General features: G+C 57.1%; 25 protein-coding genes. 14 read left to right on the top strand and 11 right to left on the bottom strand.

Annotated features, from left to right (window positions below):
* Nucleotides 1-20 precede the first annotated feature (20 nt).
* Complete coding sequence (locus KO536_RS09050) at nucleotides 21-569, bottom strand: fimbrial protein (RefSeq protein ID WP_133076374.1); 549 nt, start codon at nucleotides 567-569, stop codon at nucleotides 21-23.
* A gap of 234 nt (nucleotides 570-803) precedes the next feature.
* Between KO536_RS09050 and KO536_RS09045 the strand changes: the two genes are divergently transcribed.
* From KO536_RS09045 to KO536_RS09025, 5 genes are read left to right on the top strand one after another with little or no spacing between them, the layout of a single operon-like run.
* Complete coding sequence (locus KO536_RS09045; protein ID WP_133076467.1) at nucleotides 804-1,199, top strand: FagA protein; 396 nt, start codon at nucleotides 804-806, stop codon at nucleotides 1,197-1,199.
* Nucleotides 1,192-2,568, top strand: coding sequence for an aspartate ammonia-lyase (locus KO536_RS09040; protein ID WP_133076373.1), 1,377 nt, complete (start codon nucleotides 1,192-1,194; stop codon nucleotides 2,566-2,568). The genes KO536_RS09045 and KO536_RS09040 overlap by 8 nt, the downstream gene beginning before the upstream one ends.
* A gap of 27 nt (nucleotides 2,569-2,595) precedes the next feature.
* A complete protein-coding gene (locus tag KO536_RS09035) occupies nucleotides 2,596-3,045 on the top strand; it encodes a hypothetical protein (protein ID WP_133076372.1) in 450 nt (149 codons plus the stop codon).
* 1 nt (nucleotide 3,046) lies between these two features.
* The gene (locus KO536_RS09030) at nucleotides 3,047-3,658 is read left to right on the top strand and encodes a superoxide dismutase (RefSeq protein WP_133076371.1); all 612 of its coding nucleotides are present in this window, start codon (nucleotides 3,047-3,049) and stop codon (nucleotides 3,656-3,658) included.
* A gap of 27 nt (nucleotides 3,659-3,685) precedes the next feature.
* Nucleotides 3,686-4,579, top strand: a complete 894-nt coding sequence (locus KO536_RS09025) for a ZIP family metal transporter (protein WP_133076370.1) — start codon at nucleotides 3,686-3,688, stop codon at nucleotides 4,577-4,579.
* 17 nt (nucleotides 4,580-4,596) lie between these two features.
* Here the strand turns inward: KO536_RS09025 and KO536_RS09020 are convergent, their stop codons facing one another.
* From KO536_RS09020 to KO536_RS08975, 10 genes are all read right to left on the bottom strand, one after another.
* Complete coding sequence (locus KO536_RS09020; protein WP_019825032.1) at nucleotides 4,597-4,869, bottom strand: HPr family phosphocarrier protein; 273 nt, start codon at nucleotides 4,867-4,869, stop codon at nucleotides 4,597-4,599.
* A 15-nt stretch (nucleotides 4,870-4,884) separates the two neighbouring features.
* Nucleotides 4,885-5,742: an RNase adapter RapZ gene (gene rapZ, locus KO536_RS09015; RefSeq protein WP_133076369.1), complete on the bottom strand. Its 858-nt coding sequence runs from the start codon at nucleotides 5,740-5,742 to the stop codon at nucleotides 4,885-4,887.
* Between the two features lie 2 nt (nucleotides 5,743-5,744).
* A complete protein-coding gene (ptsN, locus tag KO536_RS09010) occupies nucleotides 5,745-6,209 on the bottom strand; it encodes a PTS IIA-like nitrogen regulatory protein PtsN (protein ID WP_133076368.1) in 465 nt (154 codons plus the stop codon).
* A 12-nt stretch (nucleotides 6,210-6,221) separates the two neighbouring features.
* A complete protein-coding gene (gene hpf / locus KO536_RS09005; protein ID WP_016781796.1) occupies nucleotides 6,222-6,530 on the bottom strand; it encodes a ribosome hibernation-promoting factor, HPF/YfiA family in 309 nt (102 codons plus the stop codon).
* A 75-nt stretch (nucleotides 6,531-6,605) separates the two neighbouring features.
* Nucleotides 6,606-8,099, bottom strand: coding sequence for an RNA polymerase factor sigma-54 (locus KO536_RS09000; RefSeq protein WP_133076367.1), 1,494 nt, complete (start codon nucleotides 8,097-8,099; stop codon nucleotides 6,606-6,608).
* Between the two features lie 231 nt (nucleotides 8,100-8,330).
* Nucleotides 8,331-9,056 (bottom strand): LPS export ABC transporter ATP-binding protein, encoded by a 726-nt coding sequence (lptB, locus tag KO536_RS08995; protein WP_133076366.1) that lies wholly within the window; start codon nucleotides 9,054-9,056, stop codon nucleotides 8,331-8,333.
* Nucleotides 9,056-9,601, bottom strand: coding sequence for a lipopolysaccharide transport periplasmic protein LptA (lptA, locus tag KO536_RS08990; protein ID WP_133076365.1), 546 nt, complete (start codon nucleotides 9,599-9,601; stop codon nucleotides 9,056-9,058). Before lptA ends, lptB begins: the two co-directional genes overlap by 1 nt.
* Nucleotides 9,588-10,160 (bottom strand): LPS export ABC transporter periplasmic protein LptC, encoded by a 573-nt coding sequence (gene lptC, locus KO536_RS08985; protein WP_133076364.1) that lies wholly within the window; start codon nucleotides 10,158-10,160, stop codon nucleotides 9,588-9,590. Before lptC ends, lptA begins: the two co-directional genes overlap by 14 nt.
* 8 nt (nucleotides 10,161-10,168) lie before the next feature.
* Nucleotides 10,169-10,693 carry an HAD family hydrolase gene (locus tag KO536_RS08980; RefSeq protein ID WP_133076363.1) on the bottom strand — a complete coding sequence of 175 codons (525 nt, stop codon included), beginning with the start codon at nucleotides 10,691-10,693 and terminating at the stop codon, nucleotides 10,169-10,171.
* Nucleotides 10,693-11,667: a KpsF/GutQ family sugar-phosphate isomerase gene (locus tag KO536_RS08975; protein ID WP_019825016.1), complete on the bottom strand. Its 975-nt coding sequence runs from the start codon at nucleotides 11,665-11,667 to the stop codon at nucleotides 10,693-10,695. Before KO536_RS08975 ends, KO536_RS08980 begins: the two co-directional genes overlap by 1 nt.
* A gap of 292 nt (nucleotides 11,668-11,959) precedes the next feature.
* On the opposite strand from KO536_RS08975, the gene KO536_RS08970 reads away from it, so the two are divergent.
* The 9 genes from KO536_RS08970 to hisD all read left to right on the top strand — a co-directional run bounded on the left by KO536_RS08970 (nucleotide 11,960) and on the right by hisD (nucleotide 18,950).
* On the top strand, nucleotides 11,960-12,769 hold the full coding sequence (locus KO536_RS08970; RefSeq protein WP_046809022.1) for an ATP-binding cassette domain-containing protein: 810 nt from the start codon (nucleotides 11,960-11,962) through the stop codon (nucleotides 12,767-12,769).
* Nucleotides 12,769-13,566 (top strand): lipid asymmetry maintenance ABC transporter permease subunit MlaE, encoded by a 798-nt coding sequence (gene mlaE, locus KO536_RS08965; RefSeq protein WP_133076362.1) that lies wholly within the window; start codon nucleotides 12,769-12,771, stop codon nucleotides 13,564-13,566. Before KO536_RS08970 ends, mlaE begins: the two co-directional genes overlap by 1 nt.
* Nucleotides 13,566-14,033, top strand: coding sequence for an outer membrane lipid asymmetry maintenance protein MlaD (gene mlaD / locus KO536_RS08960; RefSeq protein ID WP_019825010.1), 468 nt, complete (start codon nucleotides 13,566-13,568; stop codon nucleotides 14,031-14,033). The genes mlaE and mlaD overlap by 1 nt, the downstream gene beginning before the upstream one ends.
* Nucleotides 14,034-14,044: 11 nt before the next feature.
* Nucleotides 14,045-14,704, top strand: coding sequence for a phospholipid-binding protein MlaC (locus tag KO536_RS08955; RefSeq protein ID WP_133076361.1), 660 nt, complete (start codon nucleotides 14,045-14,047; stop codon nucleotides 14,702-14,704).
* Nucleotides 14,701-15,006, top strand: a complete 306-nt coding sequence (locus tag KO536_RS08950; RefSeq protein WP_019825006.1) for a lipid asymmetry maintenance protein MlaB — start codon at nucleotides 14,701-14,703, stop codon at nucleotides 15,004-15,006. The genes KO536_RS08955 and KO536_RS08950 overlap by 4 nt, the downstream gene beginning before the upstream one ends.
* A 115-nt stretch (nucleotides 15,007-15,121) precedes the next feature.
* Complete coding sequence (locus tag KO536_RS08945; protein WP_003439919.1) at nucleotides 15,122-15,361, top strand: BolA family protein; 240 nt, start codon at nucleotides 15,122-15,124, stop codon at nucleotides 15,359-15,361.
* Between the two features lie 31 nt (nucleotides 15,362-15,392).
* Nucleotides 15,393-16,658 (top strand): UDP-N-acetylglucosamine 1-carboxyvinyltransferase, encoded by a 1,266-nt coding sequence (gene murA / locus KO536_RS08940; RefSeq protein ID WP_133076360.1) that lies wholly within the window; start codon nucleotides 15,393-15,395, stop codon nucleotides 16,656-16,658.
* Between the two features lie 183 nt (nucleotides 16,659-16,841).
* Nucleotides 16,842-17,477, top strand: coding sequence for an ATP phosphoribosyltransferase (hisG, locus tag KO536_RS08935; protein ID WP_133076359.1), 636 nt, complete (start codon nucleotides 16,842-16,844; stop codon nucleotides 17,475-17,477).
* 147 nt (nucleotides 17,478-17,624) lie between these two features.
* Complete coding sequence (gene hisD / locus KO536_RS08930) at nucleotides 17,625-18,950, top strand: histidinol dehydrogenase (protein WP_133076358.1); 1,326 nt, start codon at nucleotides 17,625-17,627, stop codon at nucleotides 18,948-18,950.
* Nucleotides 18,951-18,952: the final 2 nt, after the last annotated feature.

The following is an 18,952-nucleotide window of genomic DNA, read 5'->3' as shown; positions in this document are numbered from 1 at the left end:
GAGCTTCCCTTGCTTGGCGCTTAGTCGTAAGTAAACGTAAATGGCAACGTTGCATTCGCTTCGCCGGCGACAACAGGATCACCGTTCACGACATAAGCCGCCCGTAGATCGAGAGATGCTCTTGCCGTGCCATCGGCGGCAACGGTCAGAGGTTCTGTAATCGTGTCACCTGCCCGCATGTCGAGAATTTGGTTGGCGCCATTGATTAAACCAATACCGACCCCCGTGGCATCGCCCTCTGTTTTCAACAGTCTAGAATCGCGGCTATCTTGACCCGAACCCGAGCGCGGATCGAAGTTCATATACACATTGCTGAGCCCGGTTGCAGCGGTGCAGTCGATGTCTACGGTAATTCGGGTATTGGCGCCTGCAGCAGCGCTGCCATCGTTTAAATCGTCAATTGATACCAGGCCAAGATCAACGTCGAGGTCAGAACCCCCGCCACCGTTAATAGAACACGTTGCAGTGGTAAGACCGCCTGTAAAGTTGATATTGCCTGTTGATGCTTGAACAAACTGAATAGAAGAAGCCGCCACCAATATGCCTGACGCGAGTAATATTTTTTTCATGTGTACCTTCTGATAGAGCAATCCGATGAGTGTGCTGGATAAGTGCTACGCAACTTCAGAATGGTACTTTTGATGCACATGAATCAGATGGCAGATAAGTCCAGCGTATGCGTAGGGTTTTTCTCAAGTTTTGTTGGATTGTCGAACGCTCCGGACGGAAATCAGCCTCCTCAGGCTTGTGTTGATAATCAATATCGCTTAATAATGAATCTCATTATCGAGTGGGCTTGGGTCATGAGTTCTGCCTTGCGTGAAGGGCCGTATCTAGAAAGCTGGCGTTGGATGAGCCGCCAGATCCGCTGCGGGCTGGCGCCGGACGAACCGCGCCTGATCGAGCATTACCTGGCTGAAGGCCGCTATCTTGCCGGCTGTACGGCGACCTCTCCCTGGATGATTGCCGTTACCTCGTTCCGGCTGTTGCTGGATACCGCAACCGATACTTCGTTGCCCTGGCATTGGCGCACTTTGTGTCTGGACCACGCGTGGCGTCCGCTGCGCGACCTCGAAACCCAAGCCCTGTGTACCTGCCGACTCAAACGCTGGCAAAGCTTTGCCTGGCTGTTGGCTACCTGCGAGCTCCAACCTTCAATTTCTTTAACAGAACTGGTGCAAGGATTTCCTGATGAGTAACACTCGTATCGAACGTGACAGCATGGGTGAGTTGCGCGTACCTGAGGCGGCGCTGTATGGCGCTCAAACACAGCGTGCGGTCGACAACTTCCCCATCAGTCATCAACGCATGCCGGCGCAATTCATTCGCGCGCTGATCCTGGCAAAAGCTGCGGCCGCCCAGGCAAACGTCGAACTCAAACAGATCACTGCTGCCCAGGGCGAGGCCATTGTCGAGGCCGCACAGATCCTGCTGACCGGGGATTTCATGGAGCACTTCCCGGTGGATATTTTCCAGACCGGTTCGGGCACCAGCTCCAACATGAATGCCAATGAAGTGATCGCAACGCTGGCCACGCGGCTACTGGGCGAGGAGGTCAATCCCAATGACCATGTCAACTGCGGGCAAAGCAGCAACGACATCATCCCGACCACCATCCATGTCAGCGCGGCGTTAGGTCTGCACGAGCAACTGCTACCGGCGTTGACGCATCTGGTTCAGGTGATCGAGCACAAGGCCGAGCAGGTTCATGTGTACGTCAAAACCGGGCGCACGCACTTGATGGATGCCATGCCCGTGCGCATGAGCCAGGTGCTCAACGGTTGGGCACAACAGCTCAAGGCCAATATCGAGCATTTGCACAACCTGCAGCCAGCGCTGCAATCCCTGGCGCAGGGCGGTACGGCGGTGGGGACGGGGATTAACGCGCACCCGCAATTCGCCGGGTTATTCAGTCAGCGGCTCAGCGCCTTGACTCACGTGACGTTCACGCCGGGCAAGGATCTGTTCGCGTTGATTGGCTCGCAGGACACGGCGGTATCCGTGTCGGGGCAGCTCAAAGCCACGGCGGTGTCGCTGATGAAAATCGCCAACGATCTGCGCTGGATGAACTCCGGGCCGTTGGCGGGCCTGGGTGAGATCGAGCTGGAGGCCCTGCAACCCGGTTCCTCGATCATGCCGGGCAAGGTCAATCCGGTGATCCCGGAAGCCACTGCAATGGTTGCGGCTCAGGTTATCGGTAACGACACGGTGATCACGGTTGCAGGTCAGTCCGGCAACTTTGAGCTGAACGTGATGTTGCCGGTGATCGCCCAGAACCTGTTGAGCAGTATTGAGTTGTTGGCCAACGCCAGCCGTCTGCTGGCCGACAAGGCGATTGCCAGCTTCAAGGTCAACGAGGCCAAGCTTAAAGAGGCGCTGTCGCGTAACCCGATTCTGGTGACTGCCCTTAACCCGATCATCGGGTATCAAAAAGCCGCTGAAATCGCCAAGACCGCCTATCAACAAGGTCGTCCGGTGATTGACGTGGCCCTTGAGTACACCGACCTGCCACGCAGCCAGCTAGAGATCTTGCTAGACCCCGAGAAACTGACCGCCGGCGGCGTTTAACGCATCCACACTGCTTTGGAGGCTCACATGGAACATTGGAAACGCACGATCGAAAGAGCCAATCGCTGTTTCGCCGAGGGTGAATTGGTCGATGCGCGAGAGCATTACTTGCAGGCGCTGGCGTTGGCTCAAGTGTTGTTCGAACGATGGAGTGATGCCGACGAAGCAGTGGCGGCTTGCGTCATTTCGCACCATAACCTGGCGGATTTGCATTTGCGCCTCAACCAGCCGGAGGAAAGCGTCGAGTACCTCTGTGCGATCCATCAGCGTTTATTGCAAACCATGCAGAACGCTCGACTGTCGTCGGCGTTGCGTGAAGCAGCGTTGCGTCAGAGCAGCAAAACCTATGTTGAGCTTTTGAATTTCATCAGTGAGCACGGCGAATACCCGCGCTCCAATCTTTTACTCAAAAGCAATGTGGCTCAGAACAGCCATGAGTTTTCGACAGTTAGCGGCCATCACTTAGGAGCACACTGATATGACTTATACCTTGCCTGCCTTGCCTTATGCCTACGACGCGCTCGAGCCGCATATTGATGCGCAAACAATGGAAATTCACTACACCAAGCACCACCAGACCTACATCAATAATCTCAATGCGGCGGTAGAGGGTACTGAATGGGCGCAATGGCCTGTAGAAAAGCTGGTGGTCAGTGTTCATCAATTACCCGAGAAACTAAGGGCTGCGGTGATCAACCAGGGCGGCGGGCATGCCAACCACTCGCTGTTTTGGGAGGTCATGAGCCCCAAGGGCGGGGGCAAGCCAGAAGGTGCATTGGCCAAGGCAATTGACGAGCAGTTGGGTGGGCTCGAGACGTTCAAGGAGAACTTCACCAAGGCCGCGTTGACGCGTTTTGGCAGCGGCTGGGCATGGCTGAGCGTGACGCCGCAAAAAACACTGGTGATTGAAAGCAGTGGCAACCAGGACAGTCCGTTGATGAATGGCAATACGCCGATTCTGGGGCTGGATGTGTGGGAGCACGCTTACTACCTGCGTTATCAAAACCGTCGTCCGGAATACATTAACGCGTTCTATAACGTGATTAATTGGCCGGAAGTGGCGCGTCGTTATCAAGCCGCGATTGGCTGAGCCCACTTAACAGGATTCAGGCAGATTATGGGCACGCAAATATTGGCCGTCGGTGGTGTTCGGATGTTTCGTTATGCCCTCGGCACACTTTTGCTCTTGGCGGGTACTGCCTTGCTGGTGGCCAAGGGGCTGGTCTGGCTGGACCTGGAGCCCAGATTGCTGCGGGCGCTGCAAGGCGGTGCGCTCTGTGCATTAGGCACCGCGTTGGGCGCGGTGCCGGTATTGGTCATTCGTAAAATGCCGGTTGCAGTGAGCGATACCTTGCTTGGCTTTGGTGCCGGGGTGATGCTGGCTGCCACCGCTTTCTCGCTGATTGTGCCGGGAATCGCGGCTGCTCAGAGTCTGGGGTTGTCGCCCTGGTCATCCAGTGGCCTGATCAGTGTGGGCATCCTGTTGGGTGCATTCTGCCTGTTTATGGTGGATCGCAAAGTGTCGGGGGTTGGGCCGCAAGTCTTTGCCAGCCGTCCCGCAGAGCCGGTCATTGCACCGCGCATCTGGTTGTTTGTGATCGCGATTGTGGCGCACAACATTCCTGAAGGGATGGCGGTCGGGGTGTCGGCAGGGGGCGGAATGCCTGATGCCGATAGCCTGGCGATGGGGATTGCGCTGCAGGATGTGCCGGAAGGGCTGGTAATTGCCTTGGTGTTGGCTGGGGCAGGGATGTCGCGAATCAAGGCCTTCCTGATTGGTGCCGCCTCAGGTTTGGTCGAGCCAGTGTTTGCGGTGCTTTGCGCGTGGCTGGTCAATCTGGCCGAAGTGTTGTTGCCATTGGGGTTGGCATTGGCTGCAGGGGCGATGCTACTGGTGGTCACACAAGAGGTTATCCCGGAGTCTCGACGCAATGGTCACGAAAAACTGGCGAGTCTGGGATTGTGTGTAGGTTTCTGTTTGATGATGGTGATGGATACGGCGCTTGGTTGAGCCGATCGCTGTAGCCGCTACTCACCTTCATCGAAGAAGTTGTTGATCAGCGCGACCAACGCATCCAAAGCTTCCTGTTCTTTCTCGCCTTCGGTTTTCAGGTGGATGGTGGTTCCTTTGCCAGCGGCGAGCATCATCATTGCCATGATGCTCTTGCCGTCTACCATTGACTCGGGTGTACGACCTGCCCGGATCTGGCATGGAAACTGACCTGCGATACCGACGAACTTTGCAGATGCCCGGGCGTGCAAGCCCAGTTTGTTGATGATTTGTATTTCCAGTGCAGGCATCGCAGGGTAGATCCTTCAAGTAAGGTCGCGGTGGCGAACCTGGACGTTCTTCAGAGTTTCTTGCAGGCACTTGCCCAGTCGTTCGGTCAGGTACACGGAGCGGTGATGTCCGCCCGTACAACCAATACCAATCGTTACATAGGCACGATTGCTCGCGGCAAAGCGTGGCAGCCACTTCAGCAGGTAGCTGGAGATGTCCTGGAACATTTCCTCGACATCAGGTTGTGCTGCCAGATAATCGGCAACCGGCTGATCCAGCCCGGATTGCTCGCGCAGTTCGGGTTTCCAGTACGGGTTGGGCAGGCAACGTACGTCAAAGACCAGGTCGGCATCCACTGGCATCCCGCGCTTGAAACCAAACGACTCAACCAAAAAGGCGGTGCCGGCTTCAGGTTTGTTCAGCAGGCGCAACTTGATGGTGTCACGCAACTGATACAGGTTCAGATTGGTGGTGTTGATGGTCAGGTCAGCGAGGTCGGCAATCGGTCCAAGCAGCTGGGTTTCATCGCGAATAGCTTCGGCAAGCGAACGGCTTGCGCTACTGAGCGGGTGACGCCTGCGGGTTTCCGAGAAGCGCTTGAGCAGGGTTTCTTCGTCGGCATCCAGGTAGAGCACGTCGCACTGGATGTGTCGGTTGCGAACCTCTTCAAGCAACTGGGGAAAGCGTGACAAATGGCTTGGCAGGTTTCGCGCGTCAATCGACACGGCCACCAGGGGTTGCGCCAATTCGGTGTGAATCAGCGCACGTTCGGCCAGTTCCGGCAGCAAGCCTGCCGGAAGGTTGTCGATGCAATAGAAACCGTTGTCTTCAAGGACGGCGAGGGCAGTGCTTTTACCGGAGCCGGAGCGTCCGCTGACAATGACTAAGCGCATGATTAATGACCGTTCTGTACGTCCAGAACAACCTGATACAACGCTTCGTTGCTGGGTGCGTTACGCAGTCTATCGCGCACGTCTTTACGATCGAGCATGCTGGCAATCTGCCGGAGCAGTTCCAGGTGTGCATCGGTTGCCGCTTCTGGTACCAGCAAAACGAAAAGCAGGTCGACCGGCGCGCCATCGATGGCGTCGAAATCTATAGGGGCGTCGAGGTGAAGCAAGGCGCTGACAGGCGACTCACAGCCCTTGAGGCGGCAATGGGGTATGGCGATGCCGTTACCAAAACCGGTGGAACCCAGTTTTTCACGGGCAATAAGGCTCTCAAAAACATCCTGCATTTCGAGACCAGGCACTTCGCGGCTGATCAGGTTGGCAATGTGTTCGAGTGCGCGCTTTTTGCTGCCGCCCGGCGCGTTCACCAAGGAACGGCCGGGGGTCAGGATACTTTCAAGTCGGATCATGGGTAGGGAGTATTAACGACCGGTCGCGCCCTGGAGCAGGCTTTGGGTCTTTTCCTTATGCTTTTTCAGTTGGCGATCAAGCTTGTCAGTGAGCAGATCAATGGCGGCATACATGTCGTCATGCTCGGCGTTGGCAACGACTTCTCCTCCATGGATGTGCAAGGTGGCTTCGATTTTCTGTTTCAGTTTTTCGACCGCCATCGTTACCTGTACGTTGGTAATCTTGTCGAAATGACGCTCAAGTCGGTCGAGTTTTTCGCCGATGTAAGCGCGTAGCGGTTCGGTGACTTCCAGTTGGTGTCCACTGATGTTGACTTGCATACAGTTTCTCCTTTGATGCCATTGCATAAAGCGGCAGGCCGAGCAGCCTGCCACTGAAACGCCGGGGTCCGTGGCTTACATCAAACGCTTGCGTTCGCTCGAAGGCGCTATCCCGAGGGATTCGCGGTACTTGGCGACGGTGCGACGGGCTACCTGAATACCTTGTGCCTCCAGTAAACCAGCGATCTTGCTGTCACTCAACGGCTTTTTCTGATTTTCAGCTGCAACCAGTTTTTTGATGATGGCACGGATCGCAGTGGAGGAGCATTCGCCGCCTTCAGAGGTGCTGACGTGGCTGGAGAAAAAGTACTTCAGCTCATAGATACCGCGCGGGGTATGCATGAATTTCTGCGTGGTAACCCGCGAAATGGTTGACTCGTGCATGCCCACGGCTTCTGCGATGTCGTGCAGTACCAGTGGCTTCATGGCCTCGTCGCCATATTCCAGAAATCCGCGCTGATGCTCGACGATCTGGGTCGCCACTTTCATCAGGGTTTCGTTGCGGCTCTGCAGGCTTTTGATAAACCAGCGTGCTTCTTGCAGCTGGTTGCGCATAAAGGTGTTGTCGGCGCTGGTGTCGGCGCGACGCACGAAACCTGCGTATTGCGGGTTTACCCGCAGACGTGGCACGGACTCCTGGTTGAGCTCCACCAGCCAGCGTTCGTTGTCCTTGCGAACGATCACGTCCGGCACGACATATTCGGCTTCGCTGGACTCGATTTGCGAGCCCGGGCGCGGATTGAGGCTTTGCACCAGTTCGATGACCTGGCGCAGTTCGTCCTCTTTGAGCTTCATGCGGCGCATGAGCTGGCTGTAGTCGCGCGCGCCCAGCAGGTCGATGTAATCCGTGACCAGACGTTTGGCTTCGTTCAGCCAAGGTGTCTTGGCCGGGAGCTGGCGCAATTGCAGGAGCAGGCACTCGCCCAGGTTGCGCGCACCAATGCCGGAAGGTTCGAATTGCTGGATGCGGTGCAGTACGGCTTCGATTTCGTCGAGCTCGATATCCAGTTCCGGATCGAACGCTTCGAGAATTTCCTCGAGGGTTTCGTCCAGGTAGCCCTGGTTATTGATGCAGTCGATGAGGGTCACACCGATCAGTCGGTCGGTGTCGGACATCGGCGCAAGGTTCAACTGCCACAGCAGGTGGCTTTGCAGGCTCTCGCCGGCAGAGGTGCGGGTGGTGAAGTCCCACTCGTCATCATCGTTGCTTGGCAGGCTGCTGGCGCTGGTCTGGTAGACGTCTTCCCAGGCAGTGTCCACAGGCAGCTCATTGGGGATGCGGTCGCCCCAGTCGCCGTCTTCCAGGTTGTCTACCGTCTGAGCGGGCTCCTGGTAGGTGGGCTCCTGAACGTCGGAATTGGGTTTTTGCTCGATGTTGTCGGCCAAGGGGTCTGCATTGTCGAAGTCGTCGCCTTCTTCCTGGCGTTCGAGCATCGGATTGGACTCCAGGGCTTCCTGGATTTCCTGTTGCAGGTCGAGGGTCGACAATTGGAGCAGGCGGATGGCCTGTTGCAGCTGAGGTGTCATCGTCAGCTGCTGGCCCATTCTCAGGACTAGCGATGGTTTCATGGCAGGGGCTTAACACCTTATTCGCCGGCGCACATGGCGCCATCCACTACAGGGCGCGCGAGCGCCAAACTTAAGCAAATTATATGCCTGAAACCGGTGCGTTTGCCTAGGGGGCGTTCTCAATTAGTTTCCACGCAGGGGGAGTAAACCAATTGAGAGCGCCCGGGCAATAAAAATCATGGGGACTTTTTGCTGCCTCTGGTGCTCTGACAACACGCGACATGCCTGGATTTACAGGCGGAACTCATGGCCCAGGTAAACTTCTCTCACCAACTTGTTGGCCAGAATCGTTTCTGCATCACCTTCGGCGATCAGTTGGCCGTCGTTAACGATATAAGCGGTTTCGCAGATGTCGAGGGTTTCGCGAACGTTGTGATCGGTGATCAGCACGCCAATGCCTTTGGCCTTGAGGTGGTGAATGATTTGCTTGATGTCGCCCACCGAAATCGGGTCAACCCCGGCAAAAGGTTCGTCGAGCAGGATGAACTTTGGCGCAGTGGCCAGGGCACGGGCAATTTCTACCCGGCGACGTTCACCACCCGACAGGCTCATGCCCAGGTTGTCGCGGATGTGGTTGATGTGGAACTCCTGCAGCAGGCTTTCCAGCTCTTTGCGCCGACTGGCCTTGTCGAGTTCCTTGCGTGTTTCGAGGATGGCCATGATGTTATCCGCGACAGACAGCTTGCGGAAAATCGAGGCTTCCTGCGGCAAGTAGCCAATACCGGCGCGTGCGCGGCCGTGCATGGGCTCATGGCTGACGTCCAGGTCGTCGATCAGGACGCGACCCTGGTCGGCATGCACCAGGCCGACAATCATGTAGAAGCACGTGGTCTTGCCCGCGCCGTTAGGGCCGAGCAAACCCACGATTTGCCCGCTGTCGATCGACAGGCTGACATCACGTACTACCTGACGGCCCTTGTAGCTTTTGGCCAGATGCTGGGCTTTCAGAGTTGCCATTACTGGGCCTTCTGCGGGTCGGTTTTCTTCTTGGGCTGGATCACCATGTCGATGCGTGGGCGAGGTGCTGTGACCTGGCTACCATTGGCGCGACCGGCGCTGGCGATTTGTTTCACCGTGTCGTAGACGATTTTCTCGCCTTCGGTGGTGTTGCCGTCGTTGATGACCTTGGCCTTGTCGATCAGCACGATGCGATTTTGCGGCGCATGGTACTGAATGGTGACGGCGTAAGCCTGAACCGGCTTGGGGTCTGTGGCTTTTTGCAGCTGCTCGAAGTAAGCCAGGTTGCCCACAGAAGTCACCACGTCGATTTCTCCCGCAGCGTTACGGGTGATGGTGACGGTATTGCCGGTAATTTTCATCGAGCCCTGGGTGATGATTACATCGCCCTTGTAGGTGGCGATGCCTTGCTTGTCATCCAGTTGTGCTTCGTTGGCCTGAATGCGGATAGGTTGCTCGTTGTCGTTCGGCAGAGCCCAGGCGCTCACGCTTCCCAGTGCTGCGCTCAAACTGAGCAATAAAGGGAGGGTTTTAACGAGACTCATACTGTCCTCTTACGTTGGACAGCAGGTCCATCCTGCCGTCTTTCAAATATGCTTTCATTCCCTTGCCAGTAGTCACGCCGCCGGCGCCGTCGATTCTAACGTCTCGCTCGGTCTGCGCATATTGCTTCTGCGGGAATACAGTCATGCGGGTACTGGTAATAATCGTGGTGCGTTTTTTCTCGTCGGTACGGGCTATGCGCACCGAGTCGATCAGCTCGACTTCAGTACCGTCCGGATTGACTTCACCGCGCTCGCTCTTCACGTCCCACGGGTAGGCCGTGCCGCGATACAGCTGCATTTTCGGGTTGGTCAATTGAGTGACTTCGGAAGCTTTCAAATGCTCAAGCTTCTCGGAGGTCATCTCGTACTGCAACTTGCCGTCGGGCAGAAACTGAAGGCTGCGTGCGTTGGTGGCGTAATAGTCGATAGCGTGTTCATCCACGGCCACGGTAGGGGCGTCGAGAAAGCGTTCCGGCCTGATGTTCCAGTAGCCAACTGCTGCAAACAGCGAAGCAATGACCGCGAACAGCAGTATTTGGCGAATCTTTTTGCTCAGCATAGAAAGCTCTATAGGTAGGCGGCGTGGGCTGCGTCCAGGCTGCCCTGGGCGCGCAGAATCAGCTCGCAGAATTCGCGGGCGGCACCTTCGCCACCACGTGCCTGGGTAACGCCGTGGGCGTGCTCGCGAACAAAACTTGCAGCATTGGCCACTGCCATGCCGAGGCCGACACGACGGATAACCGGCAAGTCTGGCAAATCGTCGCCCAAATAGGCGACCTGTTCATAGCTTAGGTTGAGTTGGCCAAGAAGCTCGTCCAGCACGACCAATTTATCCTCCCGGCCCTGATAGAGGTGCGGGATGCCCAGATTTTGCGCGCGGCGCTCGACGACCGGGGTTTTGCGGCCGCTGATGATTGCGGTTTGAACACCGGCCGCCATCAGCATCTTGATGCCTTGGCCGTCGAGGGTATTGAAGGTTTTGAATTCGCTGCCGTCTTCGAGGAAGTACAGGCGACCGTCGGTCAAGACACCGTCAACGTCAAAAATGGCAAGCTTGATGCCTTTGCCGCGTTTGAGAAGTTCCTGGGTCATTACATTACTCCTGCGCGTAGCAGATCGTGCATGTTCAAGGCGCCAACCGGGCGATCTTGCTTGTCGACAACCACCAGTGCGCTGATTTTGTGATCTTCCATGATCTTCAGGGCTTCGGCCGCCAGCATGTCGGCCCGGGCGGTTTTGCCGTGCGGGGTCATGACGGCATCAATGGTTGCGTTGCGGATATCGATTTCGCGGTCCAGGGTGCGGCGCAAGTCACCGTCAGTGAAGATCCCGGCCAGCCGGCCGTCTTCTTCGATGACGACAGTCATGCCCAGCCCCTTGTGGGTCATTTCCATCAGTGCTTCTTTGAGCAGGGTGCCGCGCATGACTTGCGGCAACTCATCGCCAGAGTGCATGACGTTTTCGACCTTGAGCAGCAAACGCCGGCCCAGTGCTCCACCCGGATGGGAGAAGGCAAAGTCTTCGGCCGTGAAGCCACGGGCTTCGAGCAGTGCTATGGCCAGTGCATCGCCCAGCACCAGGGTTGCCGTGGTGGAGGAGGTCGGTGCCAGGTTTAGCGGGCAGGCCTCCTGGGCCACGCTTGCATCTAGGCTGACATCGGCAGCCTTGGCCAGGGGTGATTGCGGATTACCGGTCATGCTGATCAATTTGATACCCAGGCGCTTGATCAGCGGCAACAGGGTGACGATTTCGGCGGTTGAGCCAGAATTGGACAGCGCGAGAATGATGTCATCCCGGGTGATCATGCCCATGTCACCGTGGCTGGCTTCTGCCGGATGAACAAAAAAAGCCGTGGTGCCGGTGCTGGCCAGGGTGGCGGCAATTTTGTTGCCTATGTGCCCTGACTTGCCCATGCCGACCACGACTACCCGGCCTTTACTTGCCAAAATCATCTCGCAAGCGCGTACGAAATCTGCGTCGATATGAGTCAGCAAGCCCTCTACGGCTTCCAGTTCGAGGCGGATGGTGCGTTGGGCGGATTGAATCAGGTCGCTGGATTGGCTCATGGTTGAAGTCGGGTAGCCTGAGAAAAGGCAACGATTATAGCGGTTATGTGACGTTCCCTCACGCTTGATCGCAGTGCTTTGTTGCCTGCGTAGGTAAAGTCTTAGTGTGTTTACAGAAAAACCCGCTTTATTTCACTGTATTGAGGCTGAACCGGCACTCCTTCGGTCTTGGGCGGTCACTATGAGCAGTGGTATAGTTCGCCGCCAGTTCGGCCCGCCAGGGAACGCGTGCTTCTTGATAAGAGGTTTGGTGTCCGGGTGAGAGGCAGAGGCTGCATCGCAAGGAGTTTAGATGAGCGCCGATAACGCCTACGCGGTCGAGCTGAAGGGAGTGTCCTTCAAGCGCGGCACGCGCAGCATCTTCAATAATGTCGATATTCGAATTCCCCGTGGCAAGGTCACGGGAATCATGGGCCCGTCGGGCTGCGGCAAAACCACACTATTGCGCCTGATGGGCATGCAACTGCGTCCCAGCAGCGGCGAAGTGTGGGTCAACAATCAAAACCTGCCGACCCTGTCGCGCAGTGATTTGTTTGATGCCCGCAAGCACATGGGGGTGTTGTTCCAGAGTGGTGCATTGTTCACCGATCTGGATGTGTTCGAGAACGTTGCCTTCCCGCTGCGGGTGCATACCCAGCTGCCTGAAGAAATGATTCGTGACATCGTGCTGCTGAAATTGCAGGCGGTGGGCTTGCGCGGGGCTATCGATTTGATGCCCGACGAGTTGTCCGGCGGCATGAAGCGTCGGGTGGCCCTGGCGCGGGCGATTGCCCTGGATCCGCAAATCCTGATGTATGACGAACCCTTCGTGGGCCAGGATCCCATCGCAATGGGAGTGCTGGTGCGGCTGATTCGCCTGCTTAACGATGCGCTGGGCATCACCAGTATTGTGGTGTCTCACGACCTGGCTGAAACCGCGAGCATCGCTGACTATCTCTATGTAGTCGGTGACGGTCAGGTGCTGGGGCAGGGTACGCCTGAAGAGTTGATGAACGCCGATAACCCGCGCATTCGCCAGTTCATGACCGGCGATCCGGATGGCCCGGTTCCGTTTCACTTTCCGGCGTCGGACTACCGAACCGATCTACTGGGGAAGCGCTGATGCGCAGACATTCATTAATGGACCGTATCGGTTTGTTTGGCCGAGCCGGGATCGACATCGTCGCGGTGCTGGGGCGTTCGACGATTTTCCTGTTTCATGCACTGCTGGGGCGAGGCGGTATCGGCGGCGGTTTCGGGCTGCTGATCAAGCAGCTGCACTCCGTTGGCGTCATGTCGCTGGTCATTATCGTGGTGTCCGGCATATTCATCGGCATGGTGCTGGCGCTGCAAGGCTTCAGCATTCTGTCCAGCTATGGTTCCGAGCAGGCGGTTGGGCAGATGGTGGCCCTCACCCTGTTGCGCGAATTGGGGCCGGTGGTGACTGCCTTGCTGTTCGCCGGTCGCGCGGGTTCTGCCTTGACCGCTGAAATCGGCAACATGAAATCGACAGAGCAGCTGTCCAGCCTGGAAATGATTGGGGTCGACCCACTCAAATACATTATCGCGCCGCGGTTATGGGCCGGTTTTATTTCCCTGCCTGTGCTGGCGATGATTTTCAGTGTGGTCGGCATCTGGGGCGGTTCGTGGGTTGCAGTGGACTGGCTGGGTGTCTATGACGGTTCCTACTGGGCCAATATGCAAAATAGCGTGACCTTCAGTGGTGACGTACTTAACGGGATCATCAAAAGTATCGTCTTTGCTTTCGTGGTGACCTGGATTGCCGTGTTTCAAGGTTATGACTGTGAGCCCACATCAGAGGGGATCAGCCGTGCCACTACCAAGACCGTGGTGTATGCCTCTCTGGCAGTCCTCGGGCTGGACTTCATTTTGACTGCCTTGATGTTTGGAGATTTCTGATGCAAAACCGCACCATGGAAATCGGTGTCGGCCTGTTCCTGCTGGCTGGCATCCTGGCTTTGCTTCTGCTTGCCCTGCGGGTCAGCGGACTGTCCCCGACCGCCAGCACTGACACCTACAAGCTGTACGCCAATTTTGACAACATTGCCGGCCTCACCGTGCGCGCCAAAGTCACCATGGCGGGCGTGACCATCGGCAAGGTTACGGCGATTGACCTGGACCGTGACAACTACATGGCCCGTGTCACCCTGCAGCTCGAAAAAGCTGTGGATAATCTGCCGACCGATTCGACTGCGTCTATTCTCACAGCGGGTCTGCTGGGCGAGAAATACATCGGTCTAAGCGTGGGTGGTGAAGACACTGTGCTCAAGGACGGTGGCACCATTCACGACACTCAGTCGTCGCTGGTCCTTGAAGACCTGATCGGTAAATTCCTGCTCAATACCGTTAGCAAAGACGCCAAATAAGGAGCTTTAAGATGATTTCTCTCTTGCGCCGTGGCCTGTTGGTAATTATGGCTGCAGCCCTCCCTCTGGTGGCAAATGCTGCGCCGGGGCAGTCTGCTCACGACATCGTTTCAGACACAACCACCCGGTTGCTGGCTGACCTGGCTGCCAATAAAGAGCAGTACAAGCAAAACCCGAGCAAGTTCTACGATGCCCTGAACGGTATTGTCGGGCCGGTGGTGGATGCCGACGGTATTTCGAAAAGCATCATGACCGTGAAGTACTCCCGTAGTGCGAGTCCTGAGCAAATGCAGCGCTTTCAAGAGAACTTCAAGCGCAGCCTGATGCAGTTCTATGGCAATGCCTTGCTTGAGTTCAAAAACCAGGGCATCACCGTTGCCCCGGCCAAGGATGAAAGCGGCGATCGCACCAGCGTCGATATGACCGTCAAGGGTGATAACGGGGCGATTTACCCGCTGTCCTATACCCTCAACAAGGTTAACGGCGAGTGGAAAGTGCGTAACGTGATCATTAACGGCATCAACATCGGCAAGCTGTTCCGTGATCAGTTCGCCGACGCCATGCAGCGCAACGGCAACAACCTGGATAAAACCATCGATAACTGGGCTGGCGAAGTAGCCAAGGCCAAGGAAACGACCGATGCAGCTTCGCCCAAGGCTGCAGGCCAATGAGTGAAGCGGCTGTAACCCTGGCCGGCGAGAGCGAGTTGCGCCTCAGTGGCGTACTCGATTATCAGACCGGCCCCCGCTTGCGCACTGAAGGTCAGGCACTGATCAAAAAAGCTCTGGCCAAGGCGTTGGTCGTTGACTGCTCGGGTGTCACCAAATCCAGCAGCGTCGGTTTGTCGCTGTTGCTGTGTTACATCCGTGATGCGCAAGCCCTGAACAAGCCATTGAGCATTCGTGACATGCCCGAAGACATGCGCGAAATCGCCCAGGTCTCGGGCTTGACCGAATTGCTGGCACATCATTAATAGCCACGTATAGAAAAGTCCCCCCGTCAGAGTCCTGTTATACGGGGTTCGCAGGCGCGGGGCTTTTTTGTATGATGGCCGACCCGCGCGCGTTAGGCGCCGATTGAGGTTGAGCATGCAGGCCGTAGAAGTGAAGAGCTTTCTTGAGGGAAAGCTGCCTGGAACCCAGGTAGAAGTTGAGGGCGAAGGCTGCAACTTTCAGCTGAACGTGATTAGTGACGAACTGGTGGCCTTGAGCCCGGTCAAACGTCAACAAAGCATCTATGCCCATTTGAACCCGTGGATCGCTGATGGCAGCATCCATGCGGTCACTATGAAATTCTTCAGCAGCGCGGCCTGGGCCGAGCGCACCTGAGCCCCCTGAGCCCATTGGCGTCGAGATTGTTATGGATAAATTGATTATTACCGGCGGCGTTCGTCTAGATGGCGAAATCCGCATTTCCGGGGCGAAGAACTCCGCCCTGCCGATTCTGGCAGCGACCTTGCTGTGCAATGGCCCGGTCACTGTAGCCAACCTGCCGCACTTGCATGACATCACCACCATGATCGAGCTGTTCGGTCGCATGGGCATTGAGCCGGTGATCGATGAAAAGCTGAGCGTCGAAATCAACCCGAACACCATCAAAACCCTGGTCGCACCGTACGAACTGGTTAAAACCATGCGTGCCTCGATCCTGGTTCTGGGCCCGATGGTTGCGCGTTTCGGTTATGCCGAAGTGGCCTTGCCTGGTGGTTGCGCCATTGGTTCGCGTCCGGTTGACCTGCACATCCGCGGCCTTGAAGCCATGGGCGCAGTGATCGACGTGGAAGGTGGCTACATCAAGGCCAAGGCTCCGGAAGGCGGCTTGCGCGGTGCCAACTTCTTCTTCGATACCGTCAGCGTGACCGGTACTGAAAACATCATGATGGCCGCCGCTCTGGCCAATGGCCGCAGCGTTTTGCAGAACTCTGCACGCGAGCCTGAAGTCGTCGACCTGGCCAACTTCCTGAACGCCATGGGCGCCAAGGTCAGCGGTGCAGGCACGGACACCATCACCATTGATGGCGTCAAAGAGTTGCACACCGCGACCTACCGCGTGATGCCGGACCGTATCGAGACCGGTACCTACCTGGTAGCCGCTGCCGTGACTGGCGGCCGTGTGAAGGTCAAGGACACCGATCCGACCATCCTCGAAGCCGTTCTTGAAAAACTCAAGGAAGCGGGCGCCGAAGTCACTACCGGTGAAGACTGGATCGAGCTGAACATGCACGGCAAGCGTCCTAAAGCGGTGAACGTGCGTACGGCTCCGTACCCGGCGTTCCCGACTGACATGCAGGCGCAGTTCATCTCCCTGAACGCCATTGCCGAAGGCACGGGCGCAGTGATCGAGACCATCTTCGAAAACCGCTTCATGCACGTGTACGAACTGCACCGCATGGGCGCCAAGATCCAGGTCGAAGGCAACACTGCCATCGTCACCGGTACTGAAACCCTCAAGGGTGCGCCAGTCATGGCTACCGACCTGCGTGCTTCGGCCAGCCTGGTTATTTCGGCTCTGGTCGCTGAAGGCGATACCCTGATCGACCGCATCTACCACATAGACCGTGGTTACGAGTGCATCGAAGAAAAACTGCAAATGCTGGGCGCCAAAATTCGCCGCGTTCCGGGCTAGTTTTTTGTTGTTTGGCATCATGGGCACAGGGATAGTGTCCAGCCGCCAGGTGACGTAACGGCTTGCAAGCGTTACCTTACCTGGCCTCGAATCGTTCAAGTCGAGCCTGATATCAGGCTCGATGCTTGTCCGGCGCCGATTGCGCCCGGGCAAAAAGTACCCTGATAAGGACTTACGTTTCCCATGTTGACCATTGCACTGTCCAAGGGCCGTATCCTTGACGACACCCTGCCGCTTCTCGCTGAAGCGGGCATTGTGCCGACCGAGAATCCGGACAAAAGCCGCAAGCTGATCATTCCGACTACCCAACCCGATGTACGTCTGCTGATCGTACGCGCCACCGACGTGCCGACGTACGTTGAACATGGCGCGGCAGACCTCGGTGTCGCGGGTAAAGACGTGCTGATGGAGTACGGCGGCCAGGGCCTTTACGAGCCGCTGGACCTTCAGATTGCCCAGTGCAAGCTGATGACTGCCGGTGCCATTGGTGTTCCCGAGCCTAAAGGCCGCCTGCGTGTTGCCACCAAGTTCGTGAATGTCGCCAAGCGCTACTACGCCGAGCAAGGCCGTCAGGTCGACATCATCAAGCTGTACGGCTCGATGGAGCTGGCGCCGCTGATTGGCCTGGCCGACAAGATCATCGACGTGGTCGACACCGGCAACACCTTGCGCGCCAATGGCCTGGAACCTCAGGAATTCATTGCCGCCATCAGCTCCCGTCTGGTGGTTAACAAGGCTTCGATGAAAATGCAGCACGCCCGTATTCAAGCCCTGATCGATACCCTGCGCAAGGCAGTGGAATCGCGACACCGCGGCTGACTCACCTGCGCGACCTTGAGTCGCGCCCATCTATCCGTGTAATAGCCAGAAATTTCAGCGACCTGCGCGGATGGCTTGGTAGTCTTGCTGCCTTCACTGTGTAACATCATTCATTCTAAGCATTCGCCCAATACCGAGGCCCTCGCTATGACCGCTCCCACTGCAATTCGCCGACTCAACGCTGCTGACCCGGATTTCGCGCAGCATCTGGATCATCTGCTGAGCTGGGAAAGTGTGTCTGACGACTCGGTCAACCAGCGTGTGCTCGACATCATCAAAGCCGTGCGTGAGCGTGGCGATGCTGCACTGGTTGAGTTCACCCAGCGCTTTGACGGGCTGAGCGTCAACTCGATGGCCGACTTGATCCTGCCCCGCGAGCGCCTGGAGCTGGCCCTGACCCGTATCACCGCGCCGCAACGTGAAGCGCTGGAAAAAGCCGCACAGCGTGTGCGCAGCTATCACGAAAAACAGAAGCAGGACTCCTGGAGCTACACCGAAGCCGACGGCACGGTGCTGGGCCAGAAAGTCACGCCACTGGACCGTGCAGGCTTGTATGTACCGGGCGGCAAAGCCTCTTACCCGTCATCGGTGTTGATGAACGCCATTCCGGCCAAGGTCGCAGGCGTTACCGAAGTGGTCATGGTGGTGCCGACCCCTCGTGGCGAAATCAATGAGCTGGTGCTGGCTGCCGCCTGCATTGCGGGCGTTGACCGAGTGTTCACCATCGGCGGTGCACAGGCCGTTGCGGCACTGGCCTACGGCACAGAAAGCGTTCCGAAAGTCGACAAAGTGGTCGGCCCGGGCAACATCTATGTCGCCACCGCCAAGCGCCACGTGTTCGGTCAGGTGGGCATCGACATGATCGCCGGCCCTTCGGAAATTCTGGTGGTGTGCGATGGCCTGACCGATCCGGACTGGATTGCCATGGACCTGTTTTCCCAGGCCGAGCACGATGAAGACGCACAGGCGATTCTGGTCAGCCCCGACGCCGAGTTCCTCGACAAGGTCGCGGCGAGCATTGCCAAGTTGTTGCCGACCATGGAGCGGGCCGACATCATCGAAACGTCGATCAATGGCCGTGGCGCACTGATTCTGGTGAATGACATGCAGCAAGCCATCGACGTTGCCAATCGCATTGCTCCGGAGCACCTGGAGTTGTCGGTGGCTGACCCGCAAGCCTGGCTGCCGCAGATCCGTCACGCTGGCGCGATCTTCATGGGCCGACACACGTCTGAAGCCCTGGGTGATTACTGCGCGGGCCCCAACCACGTATTGCCAACTTCCGGCACGGCACGTTTTTCGTCGCCGCTGGGGGTGTATGACTTCCAGAAGCGCTCCTCGATCATCTTCTGCTCCGAGCAGGGTGCTTCCGACCTGGGCAAGACCGCATCGATTCTCGCCCGTGGTGAGTCGCTGACCGGTCACGCCCGCAGTGCCGAATACCGCATCATCGCCGACGACAAGGGGCAATAAAC

The sequence above is a fragment of the Pseudomonas sp. NKUCC02_KPG genome, from assembly GCF_019345465.1.
In the GTDB taxonomy this organism is placed as follows: Bacteria; Pseudomonadota; Gammaproteobacteria; order Pseudomonadales; family Pseudomonadaceae; genus Aquipseudomonas.
The sequence above is the reverse complement of the archived record's forward strand: the minus strand, read 5'-3'. Positions and strand labels throughout refer to the sequence as shown.